Annotated in this window: 13 protein-coding genes and 1 riboswitch; of the genes, 12 read left to right on the forward strand and 1 reads right to left on the reverse strand. The window is 44.7% G+C overall.

The genetic code is table 11. The features are described from left to right. From JQM82_RS10980 to JQM82_RS11035, 12 genes are all read left to right on the forward strand, one after another. Nucleotides 1-974, forward strand: a 974-nt coding sequence (locus JQM82_RS10980) for a methionine ABC transporter ATP-binding protein (RefSeq protein WP_331472883.1), incomplete at its 5' end; no start/stop codon positions are given. 2 nt (nt 975-976) lie between these two features. Next, nucleotides 977-1,645: a methionine ABC transporter permease gene (locus JQM82_RS10985; RefSeq protein WP_235250369.1), complete on the forward strand. Its 669-nt coding sequence runs from the start codon at nt 977-979 to the stop codon at nt 1,643-1,645. Between the two features lie 56 nt (nt 1,646-1,701). Then, the gene (locus JQM82_RS10990; protein WP_235250370.1) at nt 1,702-2,538 is read left to right on the forward strand and encodes a MetQ/NlpA family ABC transporter substrate-binding protein; all 837 of its coding nucleotides are present in this window, start codon (nt 1,702-1,704) and stop codon (nt 2,536-2,538) included. 103 nt (nt 2,539-2,641) lie between these two features. Then, entirely contained in the window at nt 2,642-3,553 is a 912-nt protein-coding gene (locus JQM82_RS10995) for an AEC family transporter (RefSeq protein ID WP_235250371.1), read from the forward strand. Between the two features lie 17 nt (nt 3,554-3,570). Further along, a complete protein-coding gene (locus tag JQM82_RS11000; RefSeq protein WP_235250372.1) occupies nt 3,571-4,650 on the forward strand; it encodes a uroporphyrinogen decarboxylase family protein in 1,080 nt (359 codons plus the stop codon). Nucleotides 4,651-4,711: 61 nt separating this feature from the next. Continuing rightward, nucleotides 4,712-4,888, forward strand: a riboswitch (cobalamin riboswitch). Nucleotides 4,889-5,080: 192 nt separating this feature from the next. After that, a complete protein-coding gene (locus JQM82_RS11005; RefSeq protein WP_235250374.1) occupies nt 5,081-6,202 on the forward strand; it encodes a uroporphyrinogen decarboxylase family protein in 1,122 nt (373 codons plus the stop codon). A gap of 51 nt (nt 6,203-6,253) precedes the next feature. Continuing rightward, nucleotides 6,254-7,174 (forward strand): CobW family GTP-binding protein, encoded by a 921-nt coding sequence (locus JQM82_RS11010; protein WP_235250375.1) that lies wholly within the window; start codon nt 6,254-6,256, stop codon nt 7,172-7,174. 22 nt (nt 7,175-7,196) lie between these two features. Further along, nucleotides 7,197-8,066, forward strand: a complete 870-nt coding sequence (locus JQM82_RS11015) for a uroporphyrinogen decarboxylase family protein (RefSeq protein WP_235250376.1) — start codon at nt 7,197-7,199, stop codon at nt 8,064-8,066. 18 nt (nt 8,067-8,084) lie between these two features. Further along, on the forward strand, nt 8,085-8,735 hold the full coding sequence (locus JQM82_RS11020; RefSeq protein WP_235250377.1) for a corrinoid protein: 651 nt from the start codon (nt 8,085-8,087) through the stop codon (nt 8,733-8,735). 9 nt (nt 8,736-8,744) lie between these two features. After that, nucleotides 8,745-9,761, forward strand: coding sequence for a methylcobamide:CoM methyltransferase MtbA (locus JQM82_RS11025; protein WP_235250378.1), 1,017 nt, complete (start codon nt 8,745-8,747; stop codon nt 9,759-9,761). A gap of 3 nt (nt 9,762-9,764) precedes the next feature. Beyond that, nucleotides 9,765-11,363 carry an ASKHA domain-containing protein gene (locus JQM82_RS11030; RefSeq protein ID WP_235250379.1) on the forward strand — a complete coding sequence of 533 codons (1,599 nt, stop codon included), beginning with the start codon at nt 9,765-9,767 and terminating at the stop codon, nt 11,361-11,363. 54 nt (nt 11,364-11,417) lie between these two features. Beyond that, the gene (locus JQM82_RS11035) at nt 11,418-12,539 is read left to right on the forward strand and encodes a uroporphyrinogen decarboxylase family protein (RefSeq protein WP_235250380.1); all 1,122 of its coding nucleotides are present in this window, start codon (nt 11,418-11,420) and stop codon (nt 12,537-12,539) included. 76 nt (nt 12,540-12,615) lie between these two features. Here JQM82_RS11035 and glgB read toward each other — a convergent pair whose 3' ends face one another. After that, nucleotides 12,616-14,403 carry a 1,4-alpha-glucan branching protein GlgB gene (glgB, locus tag JQM82_RS11040; RefSeq protein WP_235250382.1) on the reverse strand — a complete coding sequence of 596 codons (1,788 nt, stop codon included), beginning with the start codon at nt 14,401-14,403 and terminating at the stop codon, nt 12,616-12,618. Nucleotides 14,404-14,480: the final 77 nt, after the last annotated feature.

Here is a 14,480-nt window from a genome sequence, read left to right on the forward strand (position 1 = left end):
GGGAAGATGGAACCAGTGTTTTGGAAGATATTAATCTTACCATAGAAGATGGAGATATCTATGCACTGGTAGGACGCAGCGGTGCCGGAAAATCAACGTTATTGCGTTGTATCAATGGATTAACATCATACCAGGAGGGAAGCCTTATGGTGGATGGCTGTGAAATTAAAAATATGAAAGAAAAAGAATTAAGAGAATTCAGACGTCATGTTGGCATGATATTTCAACAGTTTTCCCTTCTTGAACGTGAGACCGTATATCAGAATATTGCTCTTCCGATGCAGTGCTGGAAATATTCAAAGGAAGAGATCGATAAAAAGGTAAAAAGCCTGCTGGAACTGGTTGGACTGACGGATAAAATGAATGTCAGACCGAGAAATCTCAGTGGGGGACAGAAACAAAGAGTTGCTGTTGCAAGGGCGTTGACTATGGATCCTAAAATTCTACTTTGTGATGAGGCAACATCGGCTCTGGATCCTAAGACTACAAATTCTATTCTCGACCTTCTGATGGAGATTAATCAGAAAATCGGCATAACGATCGTCATCGTGACGCATCAGATGGAAGTTGTAAGAAAAGCCTGCAATAAAGCCTGTATCCTGGAGCATGGAAAAATTGCAGATGAGGGTACGGTAAAGGAAATCTTTATCAGACAACCGGAATCTCTGCAAAGACTTCTCGGCGAGGAGAGACTGCAGCTTCCGCAGACAGGTCATAATATTCAGATTGCGCATCTGGTTAACGGAATTCAGGATGGGGAGTTCTTCGGAAAGATGTCAAAAGATCTTCATTATGTATTTCCAATTTTGAACGGACAGATTCAGGAGTATCAGGGAGACAAGATGGGAATCTTTGTAATTAATGTTGATGATGAACATCTGGAGAAGGTGGAACGGTATCTGGATGAGAAAAAGATGAACTGGCATGAACTTCATGCGAATATGACAGAAAAAGATGAGGAAGGAGAAGAATAATAATGGCTCTGAAAAATTACACATTTCTTCAAATATGTCAGATGTTAATAGCACCGGCAATCGTAGCAACACTTAAAATGCTGGTGATTTCCAGTGTTCTTTCCACCTTTTTTGGATTTTTTATCGGAGTGGTTCTGATTGTAACTGAAAAAGGCGGACTGTGTGAGAACATTGTTGTAAACAGAGTTTTGGACTTTATTGTAAATATGATTCGATCATTTCCGTTTATTATCCTGATGATTTCAATTATTCCTTTTACAAGACTGGTTGTTGGTACTTCTATTGGTGAAACGGCTGCACTGGTGCCATTGACCGTTGCCTGTACACCATTTATGGGACGAATATTTCAGAACAGTTTCAAAGAGATAGATCCGGCTTTAATTGAAGCAGCACAGTCTTTTGGTGCTTCAAAGACACAGATTGTAGTAAAAGTAATGCTTAAAGAAGCAGTACCGTCAATTATATCAGGTCTTTGCCTTGGCGTTATTAATCTTCTCAGTGCGACTGCGATGGCAGGTGCAATCGGTGCAGGTGGATTAGGTGCAGTAGCTCTTACATATGGATATCAGAATTTTAATCAGAAGATTATGTATTCTATTGTTGTAGTTCTGATTGTTCTGGTAGCATTTATCCAGTATTTCGGAGATTGGATTTACAAAAAACTTAAATAACCATGATAAAAGTAAGCATCTGCTTATTTTTATATACAATTATTCAGGAGGTAAGTATGAAAAAAAGATTAATCAGCGTATTATTATGCGCAGCAATGGCGGCAACAATGCTCATGGGATGTGGAAGCTCATCTTCAGAAGAGGAGACAACAGAAGAGACGACAGAGGAAAGTTCTGATGAAAAGCAGGTAATCAAGCTTGGTGTCAGAGCAGACTTCATTGACATGGTAGAGGCAATTCGTGCAAGTGTAGAAGAAGCAGGATATGAACTGGATGTTACAACTTTTGATGACAGTATTCAGCCAAATGTAGCTCTTGGCGAGGGAAGTATTGATGTAAACTGGTTCCAGCATCAGCCGTATCTTGACAGCTATAATGCAGAGAACGGTACAGACTTCGTTATGGCTCAGCCTTATACACACTATCCGTTATTTGCAATGTATTCTGAGGATCTGGAATCTGTTGAGGATCTTCCGGATGGCGCGACAATCGGATTATGTAATGATGCTACCAATCAGGCAAGAGGTCTTAAGATGCTTCAGGACCTGGGACTGATTACATACGATGAAACAGTAGAAAGTCCAACGATTTATGATATTAAGGATAATCCGAAGAACCTTCAGTTTGTAGAAGCTGAGATGAGCGTACTTCCACAGTCTCTTCCGGATGTAGATGCGATTATACTTGCTGCTCAGCATATGTATAATGCAGGACTGGATGCTACGAAATATATTGCACAGTCTCAGGATGGACCAGATTACAGTCTTGGATTTGTTACAAGAAAAGAAGATGCAGATGCACAGTGGCTGGCAGATCTTGTAGAAGCAGCACGTTGTGACGCATTGAAAGAGTACTTTGAGAGTAATGGTGGAATTCAGATTCCTGCATTCTAGTTCAGATGAAAGTGTTCATAAGTAAAAAGGGCAGACAGGTAATGACTGTCCTTTTTACTTTTTGAAAATAAAACATCGTCTGTGAGAGGAAAAGGAGAACAACATGGAACTGGCTTCAATTACATTGTACAAAACACTGGTAATGGTAATCCTTGCACTTGCAGGAGTCATGAGTTACAAAACAGGGATTGTGGATGAGGAAATCAATAAGAAACTGTCGGATCTGGTATTGACATTGTTTACACCGATCCTGCTATTTACTTCATTTCAAAAGGAGTTTACCCCCAGCCTGCTTTCGGGACTGGGAGTGTCGGTCGTATTGTCAGTTTTATCATTTGCAGTGATATGGTGTATCTGTAAGATTGTGGTGCAGAAACAGAATCAGGATTATGCTGCAGTTGAGCATGTGGCGATCATGTATTCGAACTGCGGATTTATTGGAATACCTATGGCACAGGGAATATTTGGAGCAGATGGTGTGTTTTATATGACAGCATATGTTGCCCTGGCTAATTTTCTGTTATGGTCGCATGGAATTATCGTGATGTCTGGAAAAATGGATGTAAAATCTTTAAAAAAGGTATTTACATCACCAACAATCATTGCCATTATTTTAGGTGTATTATGCTTTTTTCTGCAGATCCGTATGCCGACGATCATCGAAGAGCCATTGGAAATGATTGCAAATATGAATACACCGATGGCCATGATGGTGGCAGGTATTAATATTGCACAGGCGGATCTGAAACATACATTTAAAAAGGTCAGATTGTACTGGCTGAGCTTTGTAAAGCTGATTGTTATGCCAATGGTGCTGATCGGGTTGTTTTACTTTTTACCGGTAGACAATGTCATTAAAACGGTAATGATATTGGCTTCTTCCTGTCCGGTAGGGGTAACAGGAAGTTTATTTGCACTTAGATATGGGAAGGATGCAGTCTATGCGTCTGAACTTTTTTCGATGTCGACGCTGCTTTCTATCATTACTGTACCATTTATGATGTTGTTTTGTTGAGTTTAGGGGGAATGAAAATGGAATTGATCAAACTGGAAATGACGCCGAAAGAAAGGGTGACGGCATATGCCAGAGGAGAGGAAGTTGACAGGATTCCGACTTCTTTGAGTGCCGGAGAAACAGCTCCTCCATTGTATGGAATCAATATCTGTGATTACTATTTTTCGGCTGATGCAATGGTCGAAGTGGAGACAAGGCTTGCAGAAGATTTTCACGCGGATAATATGGGAGTGGGATTAGGGCTTAGAACGCTGGTAGAAGCGCTTGGAACAAAACTGGAGTATCCAAAGAAGAATGTGTCCTATATTGTAGAGCCGGCTTTAACCTCTTTTGCGGATATTGATAATATGGAACTTGTGAATATAGAAAAAGACGGAAGATTTCCAATCATTGTGGAATCATTTGAACGGCTTCAGGAACGATTTGGAGAAGAAAGAATTCTTGGAAGTGGTCTTGCGGGTCCACTGACAACGGCCGCCAGTCTGATCGGAACGGAGAAGTTTTTAAAAGCAACCGTGAAGAATAAAGAAGGAGCTCATCGTCTGCTTCAGTACAGTACGGATTGTATTGTAAAATGCTGTAAAGACATGAATCAAAAGCTTGGAATAAAATTCATGCTGTCAGAGCCGATGGCATCCAGGAATCTTCTGAGCAAGAAGCAGTTTCAGGAGTTTTTCCTGCCTTATCTGAAACAGGCTGTACAGAGAATGAATGAATTTCAGCAGGGAACATCTATTCATATCTGTGGAAATACCAAAGATCGCTGGCAGGAGGTGGTTGATGCCGGAGTCAGTGGTTTCTGGGTGGATAATTGTGAAAGCCTGCAGGATTTAAAAGATGCTCATGGAGATAAGATTGCAATCAGTGGCAACCTGTCACCGGTAGATGTGCTGAAAGATGGAACAATCGAAGATATGGAAGAACACGTAAAACGATGTATTGCGCAAGCCGGAGATAATCCATGCGGATATAATCTCTGCCCGGGATGTACGACACCAGTCGGAACTTCCAAAGAGCATATGATTGCATTTATGAATGCGGCGGCAGTTTACGGCAGGGGAGCCAGAAAGGGATACATGCCAAAGGGAATGCTATAAAGAACAACTATAGCCATATACAAATTATTAATTAGTGTCGGGGTGCCTCCTATGATATTATGTATATAGAAGAATATATAGTGATGCACAGGCATTGAAAAGGGAATCCGGTGAGAATCCGGAACAGCCCGCTCTACTGTAAGACGGACGATAATTCCATCTGCCACCGATATACAGGGAAGGCGGGATTAGAGAGAGAAGTTAAGTCAGGAGACCTGCTATATATGGACGGACTTTTCGGTGGGGAAGGGACTGTAGTAAAATATAGATATCATCCTGAATATACAATTTCCATAAGAAAAGCGGAGGTAAGCGACTGAGTGTCGACGCGTTCTTGTGGATATTGTATATCTCGCAGGGAGTATATCTGTACTTTGCAACAGTCCTTTCTGTGCCGTTTTTTATTTTATAAGAAAGAGGTGGAAAGACTATGACTTATGAGGAACTCCTTTGGGAAATGGAAGGGCAAAAGGATGAAATGACAGTCATGGAGCGTATGATCGGGTATGCAAAGGGAGAAGAAGTGGATCATATTCCATATCGTCTGGTAGGATCGGATACGACCGCGGATCTGTACGGCTATACGCTTCAGCAGTACCGGGATTCTCTGGAGATTCGCTTTGATATCATGGAGAAGATGCACGAGGAATTCGGAAATGCGGCAAGCGGGATTGGTGTGGGACTGCAGTCGATCGGAGAGGCTGTGGGATCAAAGATGCGCTATCCGGAAAATGGGCTTGGCTTTATATCAGATCATGTGTTGAAGGATTATGCACAGTTGGATGACATGGAGGTCATCGATCCTCACAAGTGTCCGAATCTGGAAGCAATTATCGATACTTTCCGGAAGTCAAAAGAAAGATTCCCTGGATGGGGTGCGGGAAATGGAATTGCAGGTCCGATGACGACTGCTACATCGATGAGGAGACTGGATGAAATTTTGCGTGATACGGTGAAGCACAAGAAAGAATTGCATCGTTTGCTGGATTATTGTGTTCAATGTAATTTGAGTTGGGTTCGTACCGTGACGGAGGAATTTGGGCCGCTTCCGCTCAATATTGCAGAACCTTCTGCTTCTCTCAGTGTATTGAGTAAAAAACAGTTCCTGGAATTTGAAAAACCGCATCTTCAGGATCTGGTAAATGGAGTCAAAGAGATCACCGGACGTATGCCGACGACACATATTTGCGGAAAGACAAAAGGAATCTGGGAAGATCTGATTGAGATGGGATTCACGATGCTGAGTGTAGATAACAGTGAGGATCTGGAAGAAGTAAAACGCTGTGTCGGAAACAGAATGAGTATATCCGGCAATGTTCCGCCGGTTGAAGTGTTAAAATATGGTTCCATTGACGATGTGATAGGGTCAGTGATTACCTGCCTGAAAAAAGGCAGTGACAGTCCGATGGGATATTCGCTGGCAGCAGGCTGTCAGGTGCCGCCGGGAGTTCCGAGAGAGAACCTGTATGCATTTATCTATGCTGCCAGAAAATATGGAAGGGGAGCAAGAAAAGGATACCTTCCGAAAGGATTGGCAGAAGCAGGAATCTAGATCAGGTATGCTGCAATGCCGTAATGAGAAGGATAAAAGGATGGAAATGGGATGGAGATACAGATCGTGTCCGGATTCCTTGGAGCCGGAAAGACTACATTTTTAAATCAATATCTACCGCTTCTTGAAGGAAGTACCGTTGTGATCGAGAATGAATATGGAGATATCGGACTGGACGGGGAACTAATGCCGAAAGATGTTCCGGTAAGGGAACTGTACTCCGGATGTATCTGCTGCAGTCTGGCGATCGATTTCCGAAAGGGAATCCGGGAGATTGCGGAAACATTCCGACCGAATCGGATCGTGATTGAGCCATCGGGAGTAGGAAGACTGTCGGATATCGTAAATGCATGTATGCAGGCAAAAGAAAAAGACGGAGTGGATCTTACGATTACGAAGCTGATTACGGTAGTTGATTTGGCAGGATTTGAAGAATATGCAGAGGGGTTTGGTGCGTTTTATCAGGATCAGATCCGAAATGCAGGACTTTTGCTGCTGAGTCATCTGGAGAATGTTTCCGCGAAAGAGAAGAAACGCCTGATTGAAAAGATACGGCAGATGAATCCAAAGGCAATCATATATGGAGAAGACTGGAGAGTGATGTATCCCGAAGCTCTGCTGGAGCTTGTAGAGATGACGGGAGATCATGAGAGGAACAGAAAAGTGGGCATGATTCTGCCAAGATATGAAAAGCAGGTGTTTTCCAGCATTTCTATACAGGGTACCAGGGCAATGTCCGAATCAGATCTTATGAGAATCTTGTGGGAATTAAAGGCAGAACGTTATGGACAGGTGCTACGGGCAAAAGGAATCACTGAAGACATGGACGGAAGAAGGATGCATTTTGATTATACACCGTCAGAGGTATCGATTAAGGAGATGGATACTGTGGCCGGAGATGAGAAGGACACAGTTGCCGTCGTGATAGGATGTGAATTGAAAGAACAGGCAATTCGAACGTTATTTTTATAAAAAAGGAGGTTGAGAGAAGAGGATGGGAGAGATCAAAGATTTTTATTGCACCTATGGCAATTCTGTCGGAATCAGTGAAGAGGTGACGGAAGGGGTGGAACTTACTTTTCCGGAAGCATATCTGTACTGTGATTCCATGGTGAGACTTTCAAAGGCTTTGAAGGAGCATGACGGTGCATCCTTTTGTGAATTGCCGTTTTGCCATACGGTTGAGGCGGAAGCTATGGGAGGGATTATCAATTATGGAAATGCGGTGACCGGACCGCGGGCAAAAGAGTATATCTGCACTTCCGTGGAAGAACTCCTGGAACTTCCGGAGATGGATTTTTCAACAGGAAGGATTCATGAGGTACTGCTGGCATGTAAGGAACTGAGAAGCCAGGGGGAGCATGTAGTGCTACAGGTGTCCGGGCCGTTTACGATTCTGAATGTGTTGATTGATGCAAAATATGTATTTAAGGGCTGGCGTAAAAAACCGGAGGTTATGAAGGAAGTTTTCTGGAAAATGGGAGATCAGCTCTTAAAATTCATGGAAGAAGCAAAGAAGTATGATGTGGATCTGATCAGTTATGCAGATTCTTCCGGCGGCGTAAGCATTCTGGGACCGAAGATGGCAGAGCAGGTAGTCAGTGAATTTACGTATGAGTTTCTGAAGAAAGCAGAATTGCTTGTCGATGATAAGACATTGATGTTATTATGTCCTAAGACAACATTTGCGCTTCTGGGAACAGAAAAAGCAGAACTAAAGGACAGAAAGCTTGCCGGACCGATGAGTTATGGGGAAGGTTGTATTGAGATGATCGGAAAGGCAAAGTTTGCGGGCCAGATGTGTATCAAAAATGTCGGATATCAATTAGAAAACGGTCTTTTTAAAGAAGTGATATTAAAATAAAGAGTGGGAGGCAGGAACATGAGCTCAAAAGAAGAATTATTAAAAAAGTTATCAGACGGTGTTGTGGAGATGGAAGAAGATGATGTGGCAGAAGCTGCACAGGAATATCTGGATGCAGGTTATCCTGCATTTGACGGCATTATGGAGGGTCTGGTAGATGGTATGAACCGCGCCAGTCAGCTGTATGAGGAAGAAGAGTATTTTGTAACCGACGTTCTGCTTTGTTCCGATGCGATGTATGCGGGACTGGATATTCTGCGTCCTTATCTTCCAGAGGTGGCAAATGATGACAAGATTACAGGGGTGATCGGTGTTGTGGAAGGCGATACACACGATATCGGTAAGAATCTGGTCAAGATCATGCTGGAAACAGCAGGATTCAATATGATCGATCTGGGAAGAGATGTGCCTCTTCAGCAGTTTGTAGATACGGCAAAAGAGCAGAATGCAGACTTTGTATGTATGTCAACTCTGATGACGACTACTATGGGAGGTATGGAGACGGTCATCCATCTTCTTGAAGAAGCGGGTATACGTAACAAAGTTAAGGTTATGATCGGCGGAGGCCCGATCTCGCAGAAATTCGCGGACAAGATCGGCGCGGACGGATATTCACAGAATGCGGTAGAAGCTGTAAAACTGGCGAAAAGATTATTAAATATTGCATAGGAGAAAGACATGTTAACACCAAAAGAGAGACTGAAACTGATCATGGAAGGAAAGAAAACAGACCGTCCGGCATGTATCTGTCCGGGAGGCATGATGAATATGGTGACTGCTGAACTGATGGACGAAGTACAGGTCTATCTTCCGGAGGCGCATACCGATGCACGAAAGATGGCGGATCTTGCAAAAGCAGTATATGAAAAGGGCTGCTTTGAAAATTATGGAGTTCCATTCTGTATGACGGTGGAAGCAGAAGAGATGGGAGCCAGGGTTGATATGGGTTCAAAAGTGTATGAGCCCCATGTCATAGAATATGTCATAGATTCCGTATGTGATTATCAGAAGCTGACACCGGTGGATGTGACAAAAGGACGTGCAAAAGTTGTGGTGGATGCAATCAGAATCCTGAAACAGGAGACAGAAGGGGTGCCGATCGTAGGCAATCTGACGGGGCCGATCAGCACTGCAAGTTCTGTGATGGAGCCGGTGATCTTCTATAAAGAATTACGGAAAAAGAGCAAAGAAGCACATGCATATATGGAGTTTATTACTGATCAGCTGATTACGTTCGGACGTGCGCAGATTGAGGCGGGAGCGGACGTGATTGCAATCTCTGATCCAAGCGGAACCGGAGAGATCCTGGGACCAAAGTTTTTTGAAGAATTTGCGGTGACTTATATTAACCGACTGCTGGATGCGCTGCAGGCAGAAAAGCTTGGTACGATCGTACATATCTGTGGACAGATGCGTCCGGTCTATCGTGAGGTCAATGAACTTCACAGCAATGTGCTGAGTTTTGATTCGGTTGTCCCGATGAAAGAGGCAAGGGCACACTTAGAGGACAGAGTCCTGATGGGAAATGTCAGTACCTATGCACTGGAATTCGGCGATCCGGAGCGTGTCAAGATGTTAACCAGAAGCTGTCAGAAACATGGTTCTGATATTCTGTCTCCGGCCTGCGGTCTGGGGATGAAATCCCCTCTTGCGAATGTGCAGTCCATTCTGGAATGCCTGAAAGAGGAGGCATAGGGGATGGCAGAGATAAGAATCCGACAGACCGGTCAGTTGATCCGCTGTGAGGCGGGAGCCGGTCTTTTGAATACACTTCTGGATGCCGGTGTGTTTGTGGACAATCCATGCAGTGGCAAAGGAATCTGTGGGAAGTGTAAAGTAAAGATTCTGTCCGGAGAAGCATCGGCCATGTCTGAAACGGAAGAAAAGCTGCTTAAGCAGGAGGAAATCCGAGAGGGAATCAGGCTATCCTGTCTGACAGAAGTCATGGGGGATATTACCGTGGAACTTCTCCAGAAGGAAAGAAAGCATGAAGTGCTGACGAAGGGGTATATGCCTGCATTTGAGAAAGATGCGTATGAGGGTGGCTACGGAATTGTGATTGATATCGGCACAACGACAGTGGTGACTGCGCTGATCGATCTCGCTACCGGGAAAGAACTTGCCAATGCTTCTATGATCAACGCACAGAAGCACTACGGACTGGATGTGCTGACCAGAATCACGTATGAGTATGAGCATCCGGAAAGTGGAATCCGGGAGTTACAGGAGGCGATCGTTCATTCCATCAATGCAATGATCGGAGAAGCATGTCTGGAAGCTTCGGTGGATCGAAAAGAGATCCGGGAGATTGATGTGGCGGCAAACTGTACCATGATGCACATGTTGCTTGGTGTGGATGCGAGATCCATCGGGAGATCGCCATATCGTCCGGAGTTTACAGAAGCACAGAAGCTTCTTGCAGTGGATATCGGGATCGAAGCGGCAGCGGATACCAGACTGTACTGTCTTCCACAGGTGTCGGCTTATATTGGTGCGGATATTGTAGCGGGGGCATACGTGTGTGAACTTCAAAATGAAAAAGGAAATGTGCTGTTTATTGATATTGGAACCAATGGAGAGATCGTGCTTGCAAGCCAGGGAAGACTGCTGTGTTGCTCCTGTGCTGCGGGACCGGCACTGGAAGGTATGAATATCAGCTCCGGTATGCGGGCAGCAGAAGGAGCGATCGAGGATGTCCGGATCACAGAACAGGGCATTGAGCTTAAGACGATCGGAGAGCAGGAACCGGCAGGAATCTGCGGAAGTGGAATTCTGGCAGTGGTAAAGGAGCTTCTGCGTACCGGAATCGTAAAGAAGACAGGTGTATTTGTAAAAAAGGAAAAGCTGAAAGAGGATGATTACCGGTATCCATATATTCGTCTGAACGGGACGAAACGGGAATTCATTCTGCATGAGAATCCGGAACTTCTGGTCACACAGGGGGATGTACGTCAGGTACAGCTTGCAAAAGGGGCGATTCTTTCCGGCTTTGTTGCCCTGTTAAATAAAGCGGGAATCCGGATGGGGGATCTGGATAAAGTCATGATCGCGGGCCAGTTTGGCGCACATCTTCCGGCCGAATCCCTGGTCGGAACCGGAATCCTTCCTGCGGAAGTGGGAGAGAAGCTGGTGTATGTGGGGAATTCTTCCAAGACGGGAGCATATATGACCCTGATGTCTGCCAGGGTGAAAAAGGAAGTGGAAGAACTGGCACGCCAGATGGAATATATGGAACTGGCTGAAACTGAGAATTATGAAAGAATCTTTACGGAGAGTATGATCTTTCCAACCTTTTAATGAATATGGAAGTAATATGTGTTTGGGCATATATGCACGAGAACGGAGGTGCCTATGGAATACGATGAACTGAAACGACTGATGAGTGAGCAGAAAGATGAGATGACGGCAGCAGAGCGAATCAAAGCCTACAATGCCGGAGAAGAAGTAGATTATCAGCCTTATACTCTTCAGGCTCCGGATCCGGCGATGGCAGACATCTTTGGATTCACAACTACACAATTTGCGAAAGACTTTGAAGTAAAAAGTGAGGTCATTCGAAGGAGAAAAGAAGAGTTTGGGCTGGACAGTTTTAACGTAGGGCTGGGACTTAAGACGATCGGAGGTGCGCTGGGATCAAAACTGCGGGCTCCGGAACACGGAATTGATTATGTGGAGGAGCATATTCTGAAGGATTATGCGGATTTTGACAGGCTTGAAGTCACAGATCCGTATAAAAATCCGGTGCTTGCACCGATCCTGGAAAGCGCAAAACGTCTGAAAGACCGTTTCCCGGATGTCAGCATGACGACCAGCGTTGCGGGGCCGATCTCGACAGCAATCGCAGTACGACCGGTGGAAATGGTGCTGAAGGATACCAGAAAAAATCCCGAGATGCTGCATAAGCTTCTGGATCTGACCGTAGAGTGTTCCCTGCGGTGGTTTGACGCATTTTACCATGAATTCGGACCGGTTGGAACGAATTTTTCAGATCCGGTCACCTGTATGGATGTGATCAGCAAAAAGCAGTTTGACGAATTCTCACTTCCATATATTAAGAAACTGATCGATGGAACGGAAAAAATCATGGGTTCCAGACCGGGAGCGCATATCTGCGGCAAGACCAGTCCGATCTGGAGTGATCTTGCAGATGCAGGACTGTTTTCCTTTAGCATTGATAACTGTGAAGATCTTGCGGTGGCTAAAGCAGCGGTCGGAGACCGGATGCGGATCGCAGGAAATGTTCCTCCGGTTGATGTAATGAAAGAGGGTACTATAGACGAAGTCATTGAAGCATGTAAAGAATGTATGATAAAATGTGCGGACAATCCGGCAGGGTATATTCTGAATACCGGGTGCCAGCTGCCGATCGGAACGCCAAAGGCGAATGTAGAGGCATTCATCTATGCGGCGAGAAAGTATGGAAAAGGAGCAAGACTGGGGCAGATACCGAAGGGATTGCAGGAATATATGTAATTGCAGGAAGACAGACTGCTGCAGAATCTTATCATGTCAGAATTACACCATTTGATTTTGCAGCAGTCTTATGTTTTTAGTCTATCAGGTAGTATGCTGCAGAATATGGATTCAGTGTGAAAGTATAGAGTCCATCTTCTGCTTTTTTCGTTTTTTCCGGATAGCTGTTGGTTCCGCCATATTGTTCCATATCACTTGCAATCAGAAGCTTTAACTCCCTGGAATCCGGTACGGATACTACATAATCCTGATGCAACTGATCGGAGAAGTTGAATATGGCAAGGATTCGCTCTCTCGAATCCCTTCTTTCAAATGCATAGATGCAGCGCTCTTCCTGATGGCAGTCCAGCCACTGAAATCCTTCACGGGTATAGTCCGTAGAAAAAAGGGAGGAATGTGTAAGGTAAATATGGTTCAGATCCTTCATAAAATGATGGAAAGCATCATGAACGGGATAGGTTAAGATATCCCAGTCCTGTTCCCTTTTTTCGTCCCATTCCCGGAGTTGGCCGATCTCATTGCCCATAAAGTTCAGTTTCTTACCCGGATGTGCATACATGTACATATAAAAGGCCCGGGCCTGTGGGAATTTATCCTCATAATTGCCGTACATTTTCTGAAGGATCGTAGCTTTTCCGTGAACGACTTCATCATGAGAAAGGGGAAGAAGAAACGCATCATCATAATAATACATCATGGAAAAGGTCAGTTTATGGTAGTCCCGGCTTCGGTACTGCGGTCCGGTACGGAAGTAATCCAGCGTATCGTTCATCCAGCCCATATCCCATTTGTAGTCGAATCCCAGTCCGCCTTCCTCGACCGGGCGTGTCACACCCGGAAAAGAGGTGGAATCTTCTGCCGACAGGAGGGCTGTCGGGTGCATGGACTTTAATCCCCGGTTCATTTCCCGGATAAATTCTACGGCATTGTTGTTCACGCCCCTGGCCGGTTCTCCCTGCCAGTAGATGATCCGACTGATGGCATCCATACGCAGACCGTCTGCATGGTATTCACTCAGCCAGTAGTTGGCGGCAGACTTAAGGAAGCTTCGTACCTCGCCGCGGGAGTGCATAAAGTTGCAGCTTCCCCATTCGCTGATACCGACTTCCTGATGTGGGTATTCATAGAGAGAAGTTCCGTCATAGTTTGCAAGCGCATAATCATCTACGGCAAAATGTACCGGGACAAAATCGATGATTACACCGATGTCGTTCTGATGGCAGGCATCGATGAATTCCATCAGTTCCTGTGCCGTTCCGTAACGGGAAGTGGGACTGAAGAATCCGGTATTCTGATATCCCCAGGATTCATCGCAGGGATGTTCACTCAGTGGCATGATCTCGATGTAATTGTATCCATATTCCTTCAGATACGGAATGAGGATATTGATCATCTCTGTATAGGTGTACCAGCTGTCCGGTTCATCGGAAGGTTTTCGGAAAGAGCCAAAGTGAAGTTCGTAGATGTTCAGAGGCTGATTTTTGCAGTCGGAGCGTTTCTGTATCCATTCCTGATCATGATATGAGTAGGTGCTCAGATCCCGGATGATGGAGGCACTTGCCGGCCTTAATTCCATTCCGAAGCCGTAGGGATCACAATGGTCGGTACAGGAACCATCCTGCTTATAGATCTTGTATTTATACATCATTCCGGGCCTGGCATTTTCGACGTAGCATTCCCAGAACTGACCGCTGTAGGTCCGGTTCATTTCCCATTCCTGCCAGTGATTGAATTCACCGATCAGAGTGATTCGGGAGGCGGCGGGAGCAAATGTACGAAAAGTCACTCCTTTTTCTTCTACATGAGCGCCCAGATACTGATAGGCATCGTATATTTTTCCTGTGTAAAAACCATAAAAATCCATTTTTTTTCTCCTTGTCTTCTTGTAACATAAAGATAATAGACAGTAGTTGTTTTTCTGCTGTATAATTATTATATAGA

This window comes from Faecalicatena contorta (assembly GCF_021531995.1).
GTDB lineage: Bacteria > Bacillota > Clostridia > Lachnospirales > Lachnospiraceae > Dorea_A > Dorea_A contorta_A.